Source organism: Listeria fleischmannii subsp. fleischmannii LU2006-1, assembly GCF_000344175.1.
GTDB classification, from domain to species: Bacteria; Bacillota; Bacilli; order Lactobacillales; family Listeriaceae; genus Listeria; species Listeria fleischmannii.
Genome location: NZ_ALWW01000015.1, coordinates 25,148 through 45,794 on the forward strand (window position 1 = coordinate 25,148; position 20,647 = coordinate 45,794).

Sequence of the window (20,647 nt, forward strand, 5' to 3'; positions counted from 1 at the left end):
CCACAATATAAGTCTACCACGAAACACTTGCAAAATCTGTGACAGTTTCATGAACGTTATGGCGATAAAAGGGATAAAAAGGATGTATTAAAAAAGCCAGATGTTCGCACATCTGGCTCACTTATTACGCTTGTCTCATTTTATTTGACACAAGTTTGACAACTTCCATTAAAATTACAGCTGCAATAGCAAGCCCGGCTGCAATACCCCATTCACTCCAGCCAAAATTTTGAGGAATAGAGAAAATCTCGCGCGTAAATGGTAATATAGTCAGGATATAAAGAACAAAACAAACCGATACCGCTAAAAGAACATATTTATTGCTGAAAAAGCCAGCACCAAAGGCAGTTTGAGTGTTCGATCTAGCCGCAAAAGTTTGCAAGGTTCGCGCTAAGATAAGCGTTGTAAAGGCCATCGCAACACTCATTTCCGGACTATGCTCTAAACCAATATACTGAGAAATAATAACCGCAATACCGATTAGCGTTCCCCTAATAACAACCGCCTGCATAGTACCACCAGCAAAAATGCCTTCTTCTACATTTCTTGGCTTCCGTTTCATCACATCAGGTTCTGGTTTTTCCATTCCAAGCGCTATCGCAGGAAGTGAATCATTTACTAAGTTGATGAATAAAAGTTGGAGTGCTGTGAACGGATTAATCCAATCTACAATAAGAGCAAATAAAATCGCAATAATCGCGCCTAAATTACCCGCAAATAAATAACCAATCGCTTTTTTTATATTATCAAAAACAGTCCGACCGACGCTTACCGCATCCACAATAGAAACAAAATTATCATCCGTTAAAATCATCGCCGAAGCATCTTTTGCCACATCTGTTCCGCTACCCATAGCAACACCAATATCCGCCTGTTTAAGCGCCGGCGCATCATTCACTCCGTCTCCAGTCATAGCTGTAATTTTATTTTTCTTCTGCCATGCTTTTACAATTCGAATTTTATTTTCCGGCGAAACACGTGCATAAACCGCAATGTGTTCTAATTTTTCTTCAAGCTCCGGCTCACTCATCGCATCAAGTTCTTGCCCTGTAACTGCGAAATCTGTTTCATCCATCAAGCCAATATCGCGACCAATCGCTTGCGCTGTTGTTTTATGGTCACCCGTAATCATAACCGTCCGAATGCCTGCTTTTTTGGCCTCCTCAATCGAGCCATAAACCGCTTCACGAGGAGGATCAATCATCGCCGTTAAGCCAACTAAGACAATATCATGCTCATCCGCAGTCGAAATATCTACTTGATTACTGTCTAAACGCTTGTAGCCATATGCCAGAACACGCAAAGCTTGATTAGAAAATTCCTCATTGACGTTTTGTAGCTCCGTTAGCATCTCTTCCGTCATTTCCACTTCTTCGCCGTCTTTGTAAACATATTTCGCACGGCTGAACATAACATCAGGCCCGCCTTTTGTAAGCATCGCCTTTTTCCCGTCAAATGTATGAACCGTTGACATTAATTTCCGATCCGAATCAAACGGAATTTCGCCTTCCCGAATAAAAGCATCGCGAATTTCATTATAGTTTTTATTTTTTCGATTACTAAACGCAATTAATGCCACTTCAGTCGGATCCCCGAGTTCCAAGCCCTCCTCATTAATATTTGAGTCATTACATAAAACAGCAATATAAATGAGGCGTCTCTCCCCCTCCGTCCAATTTTCAGGATTATCAGGAAAATTTTCTTTCGTGCCATCGGGTAAAAAGTAATCGACAACCGTCATTTTATTTTGCGTCAAAGTCCCCGTTTTATCCGTACATATGACACTTGTCGAGCCTAAAGTTTCAACAGCGGGCAACTTCCGAATGATGGCATGTTGTTTCGCCATTTTATTCGTCCCAACCGCCAGCACAATCGTTACAATAGAAGAAAGAGCTTCCGGAATCGCAGCCACCGCAACCGCAACGGCAAACATGAAGGCATTTAAAATCGCCTGCGTAAAATCGACACCTTCGCTACCCCCAAAAAAAGACGCGGGAAGCCTCTACGGCAAAAATCAGAATACAAAGCGCTAAAATCGCAAACCCTAGCTTTTTACTAAAACTTTCTAATTTTTGCTGTAATGGGGTTTGTTTCGCTTCAGCTGTTTCCAGCAACCCAGCAATTTTACCTATCTCCGTTTGACTCCCCGTACCAGTAACAACGAAAAGCCCGCGCCCATAAGCTACTAACGAGCCACTAAAAACCATGTTGACACGGTCGCCTAGTCCCACTTTTTCCGGAATGACATCAACAGACTTTTCAACCGTTTCCGATTCCCCAGTTAGCATGCCTTCATCTACTTTTAAAGTCCCACTTTCAAGCAACCTACCATCAGCCGGTATAAAATCTCCTGCATCAAGTAAAACAATGTCACCCGGGACTAATTCATTGGCATGGATGGTTTGTTTTTCGCCATCTCGAATTACTTTTGCTGATGGTGCAGACATTTCACGTAGCGCATCAAGCGAGCTTTCTGCTTTCCTCGTTTGCACCACACTAATAATAGAATTAACAATTAAAACAACAAAGATGATGAGGGATTCAATGATTTCACCTAAAACAAGTTGCACGAGTGCGGCGGCAACCAAAACGATGACCATCGGATCCTTAAAAGTTTCTAAAAAAAGTTTCCAGATGGGATCTTTTTCCTTTTGCTTTAATTCATTTAACCCATATTTCTCTTGACGACTTTTGACGGAAGGACTTGTTAAGCCTTTGTCTGTTGCATCTAATGCCTTTAATGTAGCATCCACTTCCTCACGATAAAATTCCACAGATAAAAAACAGCTCCTTCCAATTTAGCTATACCTTTCAAGTATATCAGTTCACTATGTAACATTTCTCACGATTTACAAAATCTTAACATTATTTACCCGAAAATTTACAATTCCAAGCATGAAAAAAAGAAGAGAAATCACTCTCTCTCTCAGTCTTGTAGAAAAAACTTCAAAAGTTAACAAGCAAAAACAAAACGTCTTCATCCAACCAAAATCAGACTGCTGACAAAATGGTGAGATTCTAGGCAGTGCCGAGTACCGGAGCGGAGCGTACTTGAGTACGAGAGCACCGGAACGGAGGCACTAACGACGAAGATCGCCGTTTGTCAGCAGTCTGAGAGAGAAATCACTCTCTCTTTTACATATTTCTTCCAAATTGAGCTTCATAAAGACGCTTATACACCCCATCTTGTTGTAAAAGTTCCGTATGACTGCCTTGTTCCTTAATCCCCTCTTCATTTACAACAATAATCCGGTCCGCATGCTGAATGGTTGCAAGGCGATGTGCAATAATTAGCGTTGTCCTCCCATCTGCCAGTTTATCAAGCGACTCTTGAATCACTCTTTCTGTCTCTGTGTCTAAAGCTGAGGTTGCCTCATCTAAAATTAAAATAGGTGGATTCTTAAGAAACATACGCGCAATCGCAAGACGCTGTTTTTGACCGCCGGACAGCTTAACACCGCGTTCTCCAATAATCGTATCAAGACCAGCTTCCATATTTCGAACCACATCTTCTAAATTCGCTAATCGAATCACATCGTAAATTTCTTCATCCGTAGCATTTAATTTTCCGTAAGCAATATTCTCTCGCACAGAACCTGAAAACAAAAAAAACATCCTGTTGCACAACACCAATTTGTTCACGAAGAGAAGCAAGCGTTAAGTCTTTTATATCATGATTATCAATTGTGATAGTACCGTTTGTTGGCTCATAAAAACGAGGAAGCAAATTACAAATAGTGGTTTTACCCGCCCCACTTGGTCCAACAAAAGCGACCGTTTCCCCCGCTTGAATACTCAAATCGATATTTGTTAATACATTTCGTGATGTTTTATAATGAAACGAAACATTTTGATAGCGGATATCTCCTCGAAAAACAGGCGCTTCTTTTGCATCTTTTTTATCAACAATATCCGGTTTCGTATCCATAATTTCTAAGAAACGTTTAAAGCCAGCAATACCCTTTGGATAGCTTTCAATAACAGCATTAATTTTCTCAATCGGTCGGATAAAAACATTCGTAAGCAAAATAAAGCTAACAAATTGTCCGTATGTCATTTGGTCTTGAATCGTAAAATAGGCCCCAAATAATAAAGCGAATAACGTAATGAGTCTCATTAAAAAGTAATTAAAAGAAAAACTTAATCCCATCACTCTATAAAACATTAATTTGGCTTGGCGATACGCCCCATTCAATCCCGCAAAACGCTCTCGCTCATGCTCCTCATTAGCGAAAGCCTGCACGACACGTACCCCGCTAATCGCATTTTCAACGCCCGCATTAAAAGTCCCTAGCGTTTTAAAAATTTGTGAATTCACTTTCGTCATTTTTTTATTAAAGAAAACAATCAAAACAGTTAAAATCGGTACGAGCACAAAAGTCGCGACCGCAAGCTTTACATTGATGGTTAACATAATGAAAAAAGCACCAAAAAGTGACATGACGGAAATAAAAATATCTTCCGGCCCGTGATGGGCGACTTCTCCAATTTCAAATAAATCAGTGGTCATGCGAGACATCAATTTCCCCGTTTTTTGATTGTCATAAAATCCAAACGGTTGTTTTTGAAGTTGCTTATATAAATCCCGGCGCATATCCGTTTCAATATTTAGACCAAGCATGTGGCCAAAATACGTGACAATATATTGCATAAATGTATTTAAAAAAGTAAAAAAATAATAAGGCGAGCGAAGCTGTTATAATCATTGAAAAGTCTTTACCTGGCAGCAATTTGTCAATGACGTAATTGACCGCAAGTGGAAAAGCTAATTCCAAAAGCGCGGCAATCACTGCACAACCAAAATCGAGCGCGAATAATTTTTTATACGGCTTATAGTAACTAAAAAAACGCTTAACCATGAAAACTCCCCTTTCCACAAAAACACATTATACGGGATTAAAATGCGAAAAACAAGCTTACGGACAGCGTACTAGTCAAGAGGCACCGCATTTGGTAAACTAAAGAACAGGAGGTGGATTATGAAATTTTTAGAAAAAATAAACCATTATGTGCCCATTTTTTTGCAAGCGATGTTAAATTTGGCGCTGATTGTTGTCGGCATTACGCTCGTCGTCTTTTTATTTAGTGAAGCCTGGCTGATTTTTAACAATCTTTTTACTACACACTCAAGCTCCGCCTATTATAAAATGACAGAAGAAATTTTAATTTTCTTCCTATATTTTGAGTTTATTGCACTTATTATTAAATATTTCCAAACTGGCTATCATTTCCCGCTACGCTATTTTATTTATATTGGGATTACAGCCATTGTTCGTCTTATTATTGTGGATCATTCAGACGCCCTTGCCACATTTGTATTAGCAGGAGCGATTTTATTGCTGGTCGCTGCCCTTTACTTGGCGAATACAAAATTATTAAAACGAGAATGAACTTTTTGCGCCTCAAAACTAGGCGCTTTTTAATTTTACATAGAAAGAGGCGCAACTTATGTCATTTATCCTTATTTTACTTCCCGTATTCGGAATTTTTGCGATTGGTTTTGTAGGTCAAAAATTACTGCATTTTGACATTCCGAACCTTTCTAAACTCACACTTTATTTGATGTCACCTTTTTTAGCTCTTGGGACTTTTTATAAAAACCCTATTACAATGGACTACGTCTACTTAGCCGTCTATATTTTCGTCCTTTGTCTTGCCTTAATTCTTATCATTACATTAGTGGCTAAAATAATGGGTTACTCTCTTCGCGACCGGTGCGCGCTTATTTTAGCAAGTGCGTTTATGAATAACGGTAATTACGGGACACCTGTCGTGTTACTTGTTTTTGGCAGCACGGGCCTGAATATCGCTGTCATTTTAATGGTTTTACAGCAACTTGCAATGAGTACTATTGGCATTTATTATGCGGCAAAAGGGAGTTCAGACGCTGGTGGGTATAAAGTGGTTCTAAAACGCGTTGTTCGTATGCCCATTGCATACGGAGCGCTTCTTGGCCTTACGTTGCAGCTTCTTCATGTCTCGATTCCCGCTCCCCTTTTAACCTGTATTAATCTTGTAGGAAATGCGGCTATTCCAACGATTATGATTGTTCTAGGGATGCAACTTGCGGTTATTTCTTTTCGTAGGATTGAGCTTTTAAAAGTGGGCTTTGCACTCATTATTCGCTTATTGCTCTCACCTATTATTGCGTTTTGGAATTGCTTTTTTTCTCCCTGTTGATACGATGACAAAGCAAATTATGATTTTACTTGCGGCTATGCCTACTGCTGCGAACACGACTCTTATGGCTGTTCAATTTGATACGAAACCCGATTTAGTTTCAAGCGCCACGTTTATAAGCACTGTCCTAAGTATTATCACCCTCCCAATTGTTTTAGCGCTCGTTCATTTCGTTGTATAATTTTTAACGTTTTCTGACATCTGTGTACACGTTTACACAGTAATGCTATAAACGTGTGTAATTTTAATCCGTTATGTTAGCGCTTTCAAATTGGCATAGAACTTGCATCTTATTCGAAAGTCATGAATTCAAAATGCAAAAAAGGGAGGGAGATTGGCTAGCGAATTCTGACATAAGAGATGACAGATACTTTTAGACAAAATTCTTAAAAAATAAAAAATCGGGGTGAGAGTTTTGAAGAAGTTGAAAAAGAAAATTTTTAGTATGATTTCGATTGCTGCGCTCGTTTTATCTGGTTTTGCCATTACACAAGTGAACTTACCAGAAAAAAGTGTTCAAGCAGCAGAAACGACGAAATATCGGAATGTTATGTATTACGGAGATTGGTCGATCTGGGGAGGAGAAGGCAATTTTTATCCAAAAGATATTCCGGCAGATAAATTGACCCATTTAAATTTTGCTTTTCTTGATTTTGATAGCAATGGTGATTTAAAATTCACCGATAAAGATGCAGCAGTTGGCGCTCCTGTTGGACAAGACGGGGTTCAGTGGAATAGCGCAAGTTCTGGCATTTTAAATGCTGTTCAAGATTTACGAGCAAAAAATCCTAATTTAAAAATCGGCGTTTCTATTGGAGGATGGTCGAAATCAGGCGACTTTTCCGAAGTGGCTGCTAATCCAACAAAACGGGCTAATTTTGTAAAAAATATTACCAAATTCATTCGATACACCAACATGGATTTTGTAGATTTAGACTGGGAATACCCTGCTTCTGTTCGACAAGCAGATTTAGTTGATAATAAAAATGATGAAGGAACACCTAAAGCAACACCTGCTGACAAAGAAAACTTCATCACATTACTAAGTGACATCCGGACAGCGATTGATAAACAAGGCACCGATTTAAACAAAAAATATGAACTATCGGTAGCCCTTCCGGCTTCACAAGCTACTCTTCAAAATGGAATTGATACAGTAAAACTATTCCAAATTGTCGATTTTGCTAATATGATGACTTATGATATGAACGGTGCTTGGACACCAAATAGCGCTCATCAGACTGCCCTTTACGGAAATCCGGCTGATCCCAATTATTCGAGTGGATTTTCTGTTGATCAAACGGTTACTTATTTGAAAAATCAAGGGGTGCCTTCTGATAAAATTGTCATTGGTGCAGCATTCTACACACGCGGTTGGAATAAAGTAGCTGCCGGGCAAGACCCACTTCACCCAGGCCTGTTCCAACCTGCTGAAAAAAATAATAAAGATGCCGATCAAAGTCCAACTTACGGTGCGCCTAATGCAAGCCCGTTAACAGTTGGTGACGGTGGTCGTGCTGGCGGTGTATGGCCGTATCGTTTACTTGATCAATTGAAGACAAAATCACCTGATCTTGTTGAATACTTTGATGATGTAGCAAAAGCGCCATATATGTACAGTAAAACAACAGGCGAATTTTATACTTATGATAATGTTCGTTCTATTGGCTATAAAACAAATTATGTGAAAGAAAAAGGGCTTGGCGGCGTTATTTCTTGGTCCCAATCGCAAGACAAAGCAACGACTTCTACTAAACGAGATGAGCTGACAAATGCGATTAAAACGGGTTTGTTTGGAAGCACTTCTCTTCCATCAAATCAAACCGTTTATTCAGATTTAAACTTAACTGTAAGCGTTACTCCTTATAGTGAAAACGGCGTGGGCTATGAAATCACAGTTAAAAACAATGAAAAAGCTGATGAAACAAACGATGTTTTAAAATCTATCGAGTTTGCGCAGGAAACTGTAAAATTACCTAAATTTTATATTCCAGTTAGTGCAAACGAAACGCTCACAGCAGGCGATTATAAAGCAGGTACAGTTCAAACCGGAAATGGATATGTGACAGTAGACCTCGCTTCCGTTTATGACGGGCAACAAATTCCGCAAGGGGCATCGTATTCGTTCCGCCTGAAATCTAGCGCATCATCCGTTGATGTAAACCGGATTTCTCGCATCGATTTAACACAACGCATGTCTAAAACGGGGGCTGAATTCAGTCGTCAAACCGTATTTGGCGGAGGCGCGATTAATCCAGATCCTTCTGATACAACAGCGCCAACTGTCCCAACTAATGTGACTGCTTCAAATGTAACCGATAAAACATTGACACTTACTTGGAACGCTTCTACCGATAATACGAAAGTAGCTGGCTACCAAGTATTCCGAAATGATGTTTTAGTTGGCACAGTGGCCACACCGAGCTTTAATGATAGCAACTTGACAGCAGATACAACTTATTCATACAAAGTAAAAGCTTATGACGCTGCAGGAAACCTTTCAAATTCAAGTACAGCCCTTTCAGTTAAAACGAGTTCACAGACAACACCGCCTGAATCAAATACTTGGAACGCAAGCACAGCCTATAGCGGTGGGGACATTGTGACTTATGAGGGCAAAACATATAAAGCAAAATGGTGGACACAAGGAAATATTCCAGGAACCGAGCAATGGGGGCCTTGGGAATTAATAAGTTAAACTGAAAAAAGCGGTCCGAACTGGATCGCTTTTTTAAATTCAACCTGTTTTCATTGACGATGAAATACTTCTTCACTAAGATAAACTTAGGGGGTATTTTTCGATATGGATATGTGGAGTTTTTTTAAAATTTTAAGTTATGCTTTTGCAAATATTGCTGTACTTGTCTTTGCCTACTTTTTATTAGCTCGTTTTATGAAATTTCAATTCGATGAGCCACCAACCTGGTCCATCCGAATTTTATCTGGTGTGCTTGGCGGATTTTTTGCTTTTTTGTTAATGAATTTTTCGATTGTGGCAGAAGGGTCTAGAACATTAAATTTAATTTGGGTTTTTATTGTTTTAAATGCCTATTATTTCGGTGGTACCTCTGCTTTTATCACTTGCCTGTTTATCACTTTTGAACGATTACTCTTTGGTGATATGCAAGTAGCTATTGTCTTTTCGATTGTCTACCTTGCGATTGGCATACTCCAACTAGTCATTGGCCCTTTTTTACGAAAAAAAACAAATTTTGTTCAGCTCTTTATTGTTTTTGCGCTAACAATTGTCCCCTATCTACAATGGGTTTATTAATCGCTCCAAATATCAGCTTGAAAGTTATTATTGAAATCGCCATTTATATATTATTAGGTACTTTCGCATGTTATTATATCGTCACAGATTTAACTACACTGGGAAAACAAATGAGTTTTTTCGAACGCACCTCAAAAATTGACTTTTTAACTAAAATTGAAAATCGCTATATGTTTACAGCAAAATTAGAACAATTATTTGGAAAAGAACTTTTTTATTTATTTTTACTGGATCTAAATCATTTCAAAAAAATCAATGATGTTTATGGTCACGATATCGGGGACCTCGCGCTTAAATTATTTGCAGAAAAACTTTACGAATTATATCCAGATTGTTGTTATCGTTTAGGTGGAGATGAGTTTGCGATTCTCATTCCTAGCCACTCTGCTTTTAACCCGGAATTTGCTTCTAGGGAACTAAAAAAGACAATCGCAGGGATTCGAGTGGAATTACCAAATAAAGAAATCATTTTCTTTTCCACTTCCATCGGCTATATGCGGTCAGACCATGCGAGCTCAGAAGAAAAACTTTATCGTCTAGCGGATAAGGCGCTATATGCTGATAAGCAAACTTAGACGTCTATACCAATAAGAATCAAAAAAACCTTTTATATTGATATAAAAGGTTTTTTTAGTTATACTATCGACATAAAATAATATACCAATTTTAAAAAGGAGGGATTTTTTTGGAAGAAACAAACTTAAAATATTTGAATTTATTAGCTAAAAGTTACCCGACCATCGCTAAAACGGCGACGGAAATTATTAATTTGGAGGCCATTTTAAATTTACCAAAAGGAACGGAACATTTTTTAAGTGATATACACGGCGAATATAGCGCATTTCTACAAGTTTTACGAAATGGTTCAGGGGTTGTGAAACGGAAAATCCATGATGTATTTGGTAATCAATTATCTGAGACGGAAATTAATACGTTGGCTACGCTGGTTTATTATCCTGAGCAGAAATTAGATTTACTTTTAGAGTCAGAAGAAAATCCTGCTCTTTTTTATAAAAAAACACTCTTTCAATTAGTTGAACTTTGCCAGTATGTTTCTTCCAAATACACGCGCTCCAAAGTGCGAAAAGCAATGCCGGAAGATTTTTCCTACATATTAGAAGAGTTGCTTCATGAAAATGACAATGATCAGGATAAAGAACTTTATTACGCGGAAATTATTCAAAGCATCATTTCTTTAAACCGCGCAAAGGAATTTATTGCTGCTCTATCGAAACTCATTCAACGCCTAGTTGTCGACCATTTACATGTTGTGGGTGATGTTTATGACCGTGGTCCTTATCCTGATAAAATTATGGATACGCTAATGGATTATCATTCGATTGACTTTCAGTGGGGCAATCACGATATGCTTTGGATGGGGGCGGCATCTGGTTCAGCTGTTTGTTTGGCGAATGTTGTTCGTATTTCCGCACGCTATTTAAATTTGGACATTTTAGAAGATAGTTATGGCATTTCGCTTCGACCACTTGCTCTTTTTGCTGATGAAGTCTATGAAAAGGATCCATGTACTTGTTTCCAGCCTAAAAACGAAACGAGTATGACCTATAGCCACGCGGAAATAGCACAAATTGCCCGGATGCATAAAGCGATAGCGGTGATTCAATTTAAGCTTGAAGGTCCCATCATTTCACGGCATCCTGAATTTGAAATGGATTCTAGACGCGTTTTAGATTTCATTGATTTTAAGAATGGCACGTTTTCAGTAAAAGGCATGATTATCCCCTTTTAGACCAACATTTTCCGACGATTAACCCTAACGACCCTTACCGTCTAACTGAAGAAGAGGAGGAGGTTATCGAAAAACTTCTAGCTTCATTTAAAAATTGCGAACGCTTGCAGAAACATGTTCAATTTTTATATGCAAAAGGTAGCATGTTTTTAACATATAACGGAAATTTGCTTTACCACGGCTGTATCCCTATGGAAAAGATGGTTCGTTTATGTCACTAGAACTTCGGGGGGAAAAATACGCCGGAAAAAACTTGTTCGTCCAGTTTGAGCATTTAGCGCGTGAAGCCTACTACCTCCCTTTTAAACAGCCTGAAAAAGAATATGCCTTAGATATTATGTGGTATTTATGGACGGGCGCCGCGTCTTCGTTATTTGGAAAAAGTGAGATGACAACGTTTGAACGCTATTTTATTGCCGACAAAAAAACACATGTGGAGGAGAAAAACGCCTATTATAATTTGCGCAATGATACGAGCATTTGTAAAAAAATCCTACGCGAATTTGGCTTAGACGATTCCGGTCACATTATTAACGGCCATACCCCAGTTAAGGAAGGCAACGGGGAAAGCGCGATTAAAGCGGACGGGAAAATGTTAGTGATTGACGGCGGCTTTTCGAAAGCTTACCACAAAACAACGGGACTTGCGGGTTACACCCTACTATACAACAGCTACGGTTTACAGCTCGTCAGTCATCAGCCATTTACAACGACAGAAGAAGCCATCCAGAATGAAACGGACATTTTATCCACTAGAAAAGTCATTGAAACGGAAATAAAACGAAAACGCGTTTCGGACACAGACATCGGTAAGGAACTCAAACAACAAGTTTATGATTTAAAATGTTTACTAGAGGCTTATCGTAAAGGCTATTTAAATGAGCGTAATTCTGCTTCGTCATAAAACTTTCACAATTTGAGAATCCTTATTTTATCAGCATTTCTCAACTTCTTGCTTTAAAGCGGAAAATTTTTTAGATGCAAGATTCGGGAAATCCATTATAATAGTAATGGTAGTTAGTCCTTTTTATAAAAGATTATCTATTCATACATCCCCTTTATCTAAAATACCCACAAATTTTAGGTAATAGCATTTCTTGATTGAGATATGCTAAAAATCAAAAACACACTTTTCTCTATTCGAAAAGTGTGTTTTTTTACAAAGAAAAGCGCTAGGACTAAATCTACCAATATGCAATTTTATATTGGCTTTGATTTAGAAATAATTCTTGATTTGAAGGCTATTAATATTCCGTAACACTTAACCCCTTCCACTAGTCATTTTTCTGCGTTAATGCTATTAATTGTTCCAAAAAATCATGATAAAACGCTTTCGTATAATGTACATAAAATTTTCCCCACGGATGTTCGTTATCTAAAAGATATGTTTTCTTCGTCATATCTAGCACTTGAACTTGAAAGTTATCTTCCACATAACCATTTAAATTGCTCCAAATTTCATTTAATCGTTCAATATCAACCGTTTGATAATTCCTCTTTTTACGCCATTCATTAAGCGAACTTCCCCCTTCGAAATTATCTTCAAATCGCGCCTTCACTAGGATGATTTTGCATAACGGAACTTCCCTTTGTAGAAATTGAAAAAAGGATTCTGCGTACTGTTTCCAAATTTTAAAGTAAGAATCAAAATCTTCCGCTATTTTCCGCACTGTTTTGGCGTTTTTCAGAGGAAGCAGATCTTTAAATTTAGCATTATAAGTAAAAAAGGCTTGTTCTAGCTCTACAACACCTAAATAAATATCCGCATAAAAATCGATTAGTAAGTACTCTGGTTTTCTTGATTCCAGTAAATTGAAAAATTCTTTCGTGTGCTCCGTCTTATATTGCCATTTACTAAAGGCATTCATTTGCTCTATCTCTTCACTCTCTTTATAAGGTAATGCTGGTGACATAAGACTTAAAAGGCTACATTGGTGCTGATGAAGCACACATTCAACAAAATTTTTATAATTAGGATTAAATATTGTATTAAAATTATCTCTAGTTAAACAAGAGCCTACAATTGCAATTTTTTTAATTTTCTCCTCCATTTTCCCCTCCTTTATTCAGTTAACACATGGAGTTGCTCTTCGATTTTATGTAAATTGCTCGATGATAGTAGTAATTTATTTATCCATGTAATTTGCTCTATTACTGTATTACGTGAAATGTCAGCGTGTTTATGTACAGAAGAATCAAATACATTATGAACTTCAACTGAATTAGATGCCAATTGATTGTACAGGTTGTAATTGAAAGAAATTAAAGGATAACCAAAAATAATTTTTTTCGTTGATGTTTCTTTATTCGAAAGTGCGATTAAATCATTCAAAACGCTTCTTTTCCGAAAATCACGCAAATAATGCAAATCGTTTTCTTGATTATACTGTTCGGTACTAATAATGGGATCTACTGTAACGGAATTAAAATCACCAAGAAAACTATGATATAAAGCACCGGTTCCACCTTTTGATCCCCCGTATAGTACAACATCTTCCTTTACAATATGGTTGGACTGCATAACATATTGGATAGCACTTTGGACATCTGATTCCATTTCCATATAATTAAATGTATTAATATAATGACTCCCATAGGATAAATTTAAGTCCATTATTCGCATTATAATCGTATTTTTCACCAAATGCTTTTGCATACTTGCGAACGAAGTTGTAAAACAACGATGCGCAATATTAGCGCTATGATAATTTTCTTTTGCTGGCATAGGAGAGAAAATAACAACAAGACGCTTAGGAGCCAATTTATTTTCCTTCTCAGGAGGAATTTTTTCTAATGAATAAAACAATGCTCCATGTTGAATTAAATCTTTTCTTTGCCAAATTGTATGTACATCTTTACGTCGTATAAAATAAGATGATTGTCCCGCATGCATATATAGAACATAATCATGTGCCAAAATAGCTTTATACATTTCTAAAATCGGTTGTGTTTCTCGTGATAATTCTAAAATATTCTTATCTGAAAAAGTTTTTATAACTAGTTTTTTTTCTTTTTATATTCACATTGAAAATTATAAATATCTGTAAACTCAATATCTTTATTTGTTGTCATTATATGATAGCCTCCCGTTTAAAAATAATAATTGCATTAACTTCTCATTTGTCTCTATATTGTCCTTATTTAGTAAATTTTTCTGGACTGCTCTACAGTATCGAAAAACATCTAAATTATCACCTTGGATAGCTTCTACTAAATCTGTAGTTGTATAAGACTTCCCTTCTAACAAACATAATTTTTTTATATCAAAATACCAACCAACTTTTTTCTGGTAAGTTTCAGAATCCTCTTGCAGAATAATAATTTTTTTATTTAAATGAGCAAAGTCAAAAATTGCAGAAGAATAGTCAGATATCAATATATCCACTAATAAAAATAATTCCTGAATATCCACAAGTTCATTATAAAAACAATGAATTCTTGAATCTAATGCTTTATAAAATCTACGTAACGATGATTCTAAAGGATGAAGTTTTACAATAATTTCATATTCAGGTGGTAGATGTTTAATCAAGTCCTCTAAGTCAATGCTCGTCACTTCTTTTCGTTCTTGCTTACGCCATGTCGGACAAAATAAAATATACTTTTTATTCATATCTAACGGTCGATTAAAGTACTTAAAATGAATATGTCGTTTTTCTATATAATTATTCTTATTCTCAATCAAATAGGCATTTCGGGGTGCTCCCATTTCAACTACCTTTAGATTTGAATTTTCTTTTAATGAAAATGCCGAATGAAACAAACTAGTGTTCATGGAGGATGATGTTAAAAGATAATTCCACTTTTTCATCCGGGGCAAAAAGGCACTTAATTCTTGTTTGCGCTGTTTCGGGTCTTCTAAATCTGCGACCATTTTTTTTAAAGGGAAACCGTGCCATGTTTGAATAATGATTTGATTAGGGGATTTCCCAACTTTATCGAGCGTGTTACCGTTCACAATAATATACTTGCTCTGTTCAAATTTACGTTGATACTCCGCACTCCCTAGCCGAAGAGGCTCAAAACCAAAATAACGTGCTTCCATATCTACCAATTGATTTACAGAACTAACAAATATTTGAGCATCAGGCATGTGTTTTTTTACCCAAAGAGCGATGTATTTAGGATCTCCTGAAAAAGACTTTCCGTGAAAAGATTCAATAAAATACATATTATCACTTACTGATTTCACTCTTCGTTGCATTATTTTTTTTTTGCTTTTAATCGATGAAATAAAGCAGTTGCCATTGTTTTAAAATGAGAATTCGTCAAAATTCTGCCAACTATCGGTTTATCTTTTAAAAGCCCATACATATAATAGAGGGAAGGTATCTGTTCCATTTGAACTAACATAACTTCTGCCCAAATTTCTTCTACTTCTCTATTTAAAACAAACTTCTTTTGTTTTCGCTTTTGAAATAAATGATAATAGCTCACATAATGAGAAACATAATTATTTTGTTTTAAAATAGATGAAATTCCTTGGCGATAATTGATGTTCTCAATTGACGAGATAAATTTTAAAACTCGCCTTGCATCTATTGATATATCTTTTGTAATCCATTGAATATTTGGTGGATTTTTATAGATTTCTTGTAAGACTCTGTCTTCCCCTGGAAATAAGACAGCGCGTTTTCCTTTAGCAAGAGCTTCAAGAATGGAATAACCAAATGTTTCATAACGTGAGGTTGAAAAATAAATATATTCAGCAGGTGTTCCTTGATTTAAAAATACATTAGCCTGTAACCCGTAGTGATTAATCAAATTGCGGTACAATGTTTCAGATGGTCCGTACCCTTCAATATAAAGCTTGATATGTGTGGCTTTAAGATAGTGAATCAGATAATCCAGGAGTCGAATAGCATATGAGATATCTTTTACGCCATCCTCGAACCGAGAAAGAACATAAAGATTATTTGTTAATTTTGGTATAAAATCACTAGGCAAAACCACATGATTTGTGCTTACTTGATGAACAAGTATTGTCTCATATTGATATTTCTTTTTGAACTCTTTTTTGATGGATTCTGTGGATACACGTATGTAATCTAAAGCATATAAATTTTCATCCAAGTTTTCCGGCAACATACTAAGCGGTGCATGTATTTCACCTATCGTCATAGCCTGTGGACAATAAAATTTTATAATTTGCGCAAGGGGAAAGAATGTTTCGCGCGTTATAATATATAAATCAATAGAACTATCCTTACCTAGTTCTATAAGCGGTTCGAAATAAACCTTCGTACTTAGCTTCTCTTGGTAACGAATACTTAATATATCTGTAGGGGAAAAAGGACGAGCATTGTAAATAACAACTTCTATGCCTTCATTATTAAATTCTTTTGTCAAGTTTAGATTACTACGACTTGTTCCACCTGGTGAAAAAATATTAAATCCTAGGATAGCAATCTTCATTATGTTAACTCCCCAAATTTTAAAAATCTCTCTTCTTACTGATATGAATTATCTATTATAGAAGAGGAATACTTTAGCTTTGAGCAATTCCAGCAAGTTGTTGTTTAATATACGTTGTGGAAATATTTTTTGTTCGCTCTAGATAACAGACTTCACAGTAACTGCTCAAAAAATCAAAATGACCTTTCCAATCATCGCCCATGACAAAAATATCAATATCATTTGACTGAATATCGATTATTTTTTGATCCCACGTTGTTTCAGGAATAACTTTATCTACATGTTTAACCGCCTCAAGTAAATACTTGCGCTGTTCATATTTATGAAAAACCTCCTTTCCTTTTAAACGATTAAATTCATCCGTAGAAAGTACAACTGTTAAATGGTCGCCTAACTCTCTAGCACGTTCTAATAAACGAATATGTCCCCAGTGCAATAAATCAAATGTTCCATATGTAATCACTTTTTTCATAAAACTCTCCTTTCATTAAAAATAATTAAACAAAGTTACACAATCATATGCTCTATCTTTTAGCATTGTATTTATAATTATATTATAGAAATGATGTTAAAAATTCGAATATATAGACATAATAAAGTTAAATAAATATCGTTTTTTAGCAAAATTCCACTTGACAAAATAAGTTCATCTATAAGCGCTCAATTTAAGTTTTTTTCAGAAGAATTTTAAGTGAAAAATCTCTCCTTGATTTAATACGATGAACGATAATCCTATAATAAAAGTAGATAACTTTTTATGTTACTCTTTTTATATATGCAAATCAATATCTTTTTTTGTTAAAAAAAATCACAAAAATAGAATAATAAGTAAATATTGTTAAATATTCCATTTTATATTTACTTAACAATTATATTAAGTATACAATAGAAAAGTAATAACTAATAAAAAGGAGGAGTTTTATATGTTTAGAAAATTGATTATGGTTAGTTTGTCAGTTCTATTGCTCAGTTCTTCATTTGTACTTTCTTCGTCCATTTCAGCGAATGCTCAAAGTACAAATCAAGAGCTAAAACCTCAGCCACGAACTTTAATTTTAACAGCATCTGGTGATTTAGACGGTACATTTGTCCCTTACTATGAAAAAGCTGATATTCCTGGTTTAGAGACGGGATATATTGATTTGCACTACCACTCCTTTAATACTGGTTTTGTGGACGGGGACCATGCATACTTAACCATCGAACTTCCTAGAGAATTCTCAACATTAGCGAAACAAGCTTCATTTAAAGAAAATATTAGTGGAACCATGCAACGTAAAGGCTTACTTGGAGATCGTACTTTTACCATCACACAAGATGATCTTACAGTAAGTGGTACACGAATTGCTGTAAAAATACCAAGGGAGCTTTGGATTATATCTGGAGAAATCATGGCCGATATTTCTATAAATTATGGAAATGTCCAAAAGAATTACCCTATCCGCCTCGTACAAAACAATTCAGAGGGATTCCTATTTAAATCAGCACTCAGAAGATCCATGGCACCTTGGGATCCAATTCAATATCCGCTTATAGGTACAAATAGTGATACATGGCAAAGTCCATACACAACGGCATACTGGGAATAGTCCCTCCTATTTTCAGGAACAAATAAAAAGCACATCAAGTTGATGTGCTTTTTATTTGAAGAACCGTAGCATAAACGCTCGAATAAAGTGGAAATATGGATACACACTAATTAAAAGTGGGATATAAATCATAGCCATATTCACATTCCAAACCGGTGCAAGCGAGAAGAATTGGCCCGCAAATGAAAACAGTAAGACGAACGCTGCCATTAAAAGTGTAATTAAAACTTTAATTTTAAAATCAAATGGCTTCGCTACTGTAATGAGTGTTGTAAAACAAACAGCACCCGTTAGAAGTACATTAATGGTTGATGTTTGGGCAAACGTTAAATGAATAAGTTGGCCAAGAAGCATTGTGACTATAATATAGGAGACCACTGCAAGTGCTGCTGGAAAAGCATTATGCAGTACTTTTTTTTAAAAAACTCGCCTTGAATGCGTTTGTAATTTGGCTTAATCGCTAGGAAGAAAGAAGGAATTCCAACGGTCAAGGAAGAAATTGGACTTAATTGGATGGGCTGGAATGGATAGGGACTATTTACAAAGGTAAAGATAATCGTTAAAATCACTGAATAAATGGTTTTAATTAAATAAAGTGAGGCCACTCGTTCAATATTATTAATGACTCGGCGCCCTTCTTTTAAGACATGAATCATTGAATCAAATTGATTATCCAGTAAAACAAAATCTGCCACGCTCGTTGTTGCGTCACTTCCCTCAGCCATGGCGATACTGCAGTTAGATTCTTTTAATGCAAGCACATCATTCACACCATCACCTGTCATAGCCACTGTATGTCCAGCTTGTTGGAACGCTTGGATAAGCGCCTTTTTTTGATGCGGCGTTACACGACCAAAAACAACATAGTGGTCCGCAAGCTCCTTAAAATCGGTATTTTCAGCAATTCGCGACATATCTACATATCGATCACTATTTTCAATTTCTGCTTGCATGGCAACGTTTGAGACTGTCATGGGATTATCTCCTGAGATAACTCGAATAGACACTCCTTGATCTTTAAAATAACGGAATGTATCTTTTGCTTCTGCTCTTAATTCATCTGCTATTAAAAAGTGACCTACCAATTTAGGCGCTTTCCCATCATTTAGCTCTCCTTCTTTTTTAGCCAAACATAAAACCCGATAACCTTTTTCAGAAAAAGCATTTACTCTCTCTGCATGTTTTGGATGCATATCCTTGAAAACAAATTCCGGCGCTCCGATTATGTACGAGCCTCGGCCGCTAAAGGTAGCACCGCTCCATTTCCGTTCAGAGGAAAACGGAATTTTTGTGTGTGCCTCCCAGCCAGGATTGTTTGGAAAAGCCTTTTTTAGAGCTAAACTAGTGGCATTATTATCATTTAGTGCATATATAATCGCCGAAACGGCCTCTTCCATTTCCAAGTCTGTCGAATAAGATTCTGGAAGGACATCTGTAACGTGTAAATTTCCATTTGTAATAGTGCCTGTTTTATCTAGGCAAAGTACGTCAACACGTGCAAGGGTTTCAATCGCAGGCATGGTTTTTACTAATACACGATGTTTGGCGAGATTCACAACCCCAACCGCAAGGGCTATGGATGTAAGTAACACAAGGCCTTCTGGTATCATACCAATCATTGCCGCGGCAGTGCCTAAAATTGAAGCGTTTATGTCCCCACTTTTTGAAAGCTGTGAGAAAAATAAAATGAGGCCTAGCGGAATAATAATAAAAGTCAAAATTTTAATTATCGTTTTTATCGACCGAAGCAATTCACTGTAGACTGTTTTTTCTTGCTTTGCCTCAAGAGATAGTTTTGAAATAAAACTTTCTTCCCCAATTGCTGTTGCCTGGACAAGCGCGCGCCCACTGATAATAAAACTTCCGGACATTATATCATCACCAAGTACTTTTCGAACAGCGTCTGCCTCGCCAGTAAGTTGCGATTCATCGACTTCTATACCAGCCGTATCTAAAACTATACCATCCGCGCAAACTTGGTCTCCTGCCTCAAGTAACATCACATCGTCTTGAACTAAATCGGACTGTTCAATCTGCTCCTCATTTCCCGAGCGAATCACTTTAATTTTCGATTGCGTTAAAATGGTTAGTTTATCAATTTGCCGTTTCGCGCGAATTTCTTGAAAAATCCCCATCGCCGTATTACAGAGCGCGACACCAAGAAACAACAAATTTTTATAACTTCCTGTATAAATAATAAAGCAAGCAATCGTCACATTAATCAGATTAAAAAGCGTCAGCGTATTATCAGCAAATATACGTTTGATACTTCTTGTCATCGGTTTAAGAGGGTTGTTTTTACGCCCTTCTAAAACACGTTCCGATACTTCTTTTTGGGTTAATCCGACGTGTGGATCGACTTTTTCTACGTTTATTTCATTATTTATTTTCAAATCCATCACATCCTTTCTCGTACTATACCCTTTTCTACTTTAAAAA

The 20,647-nt window shown here is 36.6% G+C and carries 12 protein-coding genes and 4 pseudogenes; 7 read left to right on the plus strand and 9 right to left on the minus strand.

The features are described from left to right. Positions 1–124 precede the first annotated feature (124 nt). Positions 125–2,774: pseudogene (locus LFLEISCH_RS06165) on the minus strand (cation-translocating P-type ATPase). Positions 2,775–3,135: 361 nt separating this feature from the next. Continuing rightward, a pseudogene (locus LFLEISCH_RS06170) lies at positions 3,136–4,859 on the minus strand (ABC transporter ATP-binding protein). 120 nt (positions 4,860–4,979) lie between these two features. On the opposite strand from LFLEISCH_RS06170, the gene psiE reads away from it, so the two are divergent. From psiE to LFLEISCH_RS06205, 6 genes and pseudogenes are all read left to right on the plus strand, one after another. Beyond that, positions 4,980–5,390, plus strand: coding sequence for a phosphate-starvation-inducible protein PsiE (gene psiE, locus LFLEISCH_RS06180; protein WP_007474257.1), 411 nt, complete (start codon positions 4,980–4,982; stop codon positions 5,388–5,390). 58 nt (positions 5,391–5,448) lie between these two features. Next, positions 5,449–6,361, plus strand: a pseudogene (locus LFLEISCH_RS06185) (AEC family transporter). A 234-nt stretch (positions 6,362–6,595) separates the two neighbouring features. Further along, a complete protein-coding gene (locus LFLEISCH_RS06190) occupies positions 6,596–8,878 on the plus strand; it encodes a glycosyl hydrolase family 18 protein (RefSeq protein WP_040504781.1) in 2,283 nt (760 codons plus the stop codon). A 105-nt stretch (positions 8,879–8,983) separates the two neighbouring features. Then, the gene (locus LFLEISCH_RS06195; protein ID WP_007474265.1) at positions 8,984–9,454 is read left to right on the plus strand and encodes a hypothetical protein; all 471 of its coding nucleotides are present in this window, start codon (positions 8,984–8,986) and stop codon (positions 9,452–9,454) included. Between the two features lie 110 nt (positions 9,455–9,564). Then, on the plus strand, positions 9,565–10,029 hold the full coding sequence (locus LFLEISCH_RS14640) for a GGDEF domain-containing protein (protein ID WP_159099761.1): 465 nt from the start codon (positions 9,565–9,567) through the stop codon (positions 10,027–10,029). 110 nt (positions 10,030–10,139) lie between these two features. Further along, a pseudogene (locus tag LFLEISCH_RS06205) lies at positions 10,140–12,108 on the plus strand (fructose-1,6-bisphosphatase). A gap of 370 nt (positions 12,109–12,478) precedes the next feature. Here the strand turns inward: LFLEISCH_RS06205 and LFLEISCH_RS06210 are convergent. The 5 genes from LFLEISCH_RS06210 to tagD form a co-directional block, all read right to left on the minus strand. After that, entirely contained in the window at positions 12,479–13,255 is a 777-nt protein-coding gene (locus LFLEISCH_RS06210; protein WP_007474268.1) for a DUF6270 domain-containing protein, read from the minus strand. Between the two features lie 11 nt (positions 13,256–13,266). Further along, the gene (locus LFLEISCH_RS06215; protein WP_007474270.1) at positions 13,267–14,136 is read right to left on the minus strand and encodes an XcbB/CpsF family capsular polysaccharide biosynthesis protein; all 870 of its coding nucleotides are present in this window, start codon (positions 14,134–14,136) and stop codon (positions 13,267–13,269) included. Positions 14,137–14,262: 126 nt separating this feature from the next. After that, the gene (locus tag LFLEISCH_RS06220; RefSeq protein WP_077907963.1) at positions 14,263–15,408 is read right to left on the minus strand and encodes a CDP-glycerol glycerophosphotransferase family protein; all 1,146 of its coding nucleotides are present in this window, start codon (positions 15,406–15,408) and stop codon (positions 14,263–14,265) included. Further along, positions 15,408–16,619, minus strand: a complete 1,212-nt coding sequence (locus tag LFLEISCH_RS06225; RefSeq protein WP_040504782.1) for a glycosyltransferase family protein — start codon at positions 16,617–16,619, stop codon at positions 15,408–15,410. The genes LFLEISCH_RS06220 and LFLEISCH_RS06225 overlap by 1 nt, the downstream gene beginning before the upstream one ends. Before the next feature lie 73 nt (positions 16,620–16,692). Beyond that, a complete protein-coding gene (gene tagD, locus LFLEISCH_RS06230; protein WP_007474272.1) occupies positions 16,693–17,091 on the minus strand; it encodes a glycerol-3-phosphate cytidylyltransferase in 399 nt (132 codons plus the stop codon). A 451-nt stretch (positions 17,092–17,542) separates the two neighbouring features. On the opposite strand from tagD, the gene LFLEISCH_RS06235 reads away from it, so the two are divergent. Then, entirely contained in the window at positions 17,543–18,208 is a 666-nt protein-coding gene (locus LFLEISCH_RS06235) for a hypothetical protein (RefSeq protein ID WP_007474274.1), read from the plus strand. A 51-nt stretch (positions 18,209–18,259) separates the two neighbouring features. Here LFLEISCH_RS06235 and LFLEISCH_RS15865 read toward each other — a convergent pair whose 3' ends face one another. Together LFLEISCH_RS15865 and LFLEISCH_RS06240 are read right to left on the minus strand one after the other, a co-directional pair. After that, complete coding sequence (locus LFLEISCH_RS15865; protein ID WP_241432884.1) at positions 18,260–18,586, minus strand: hypothetical protein; 327 nt, start codon at positions 18,584–18,586, stop codon at positions 18,260–18,262. Further along, positions 18,568–20,601 (minus strand): cation-translocating P-type ATPase, encoded by a 2,034-nt coding sequence (locus LFLEISCH_RS06240; protein WP_241432885.1) that lies wholly within the window; start codon positions 20,599–20,601, stop codon positions 18,568–18,570. Before LFLEISCH_RS06240 ends, LFLEISCH_RS15865 begins: the two co-directional genes overlap by 19 nt. Between the last annotated feature and the right edge of the window lie 46 nt (positions 20,602–20,647).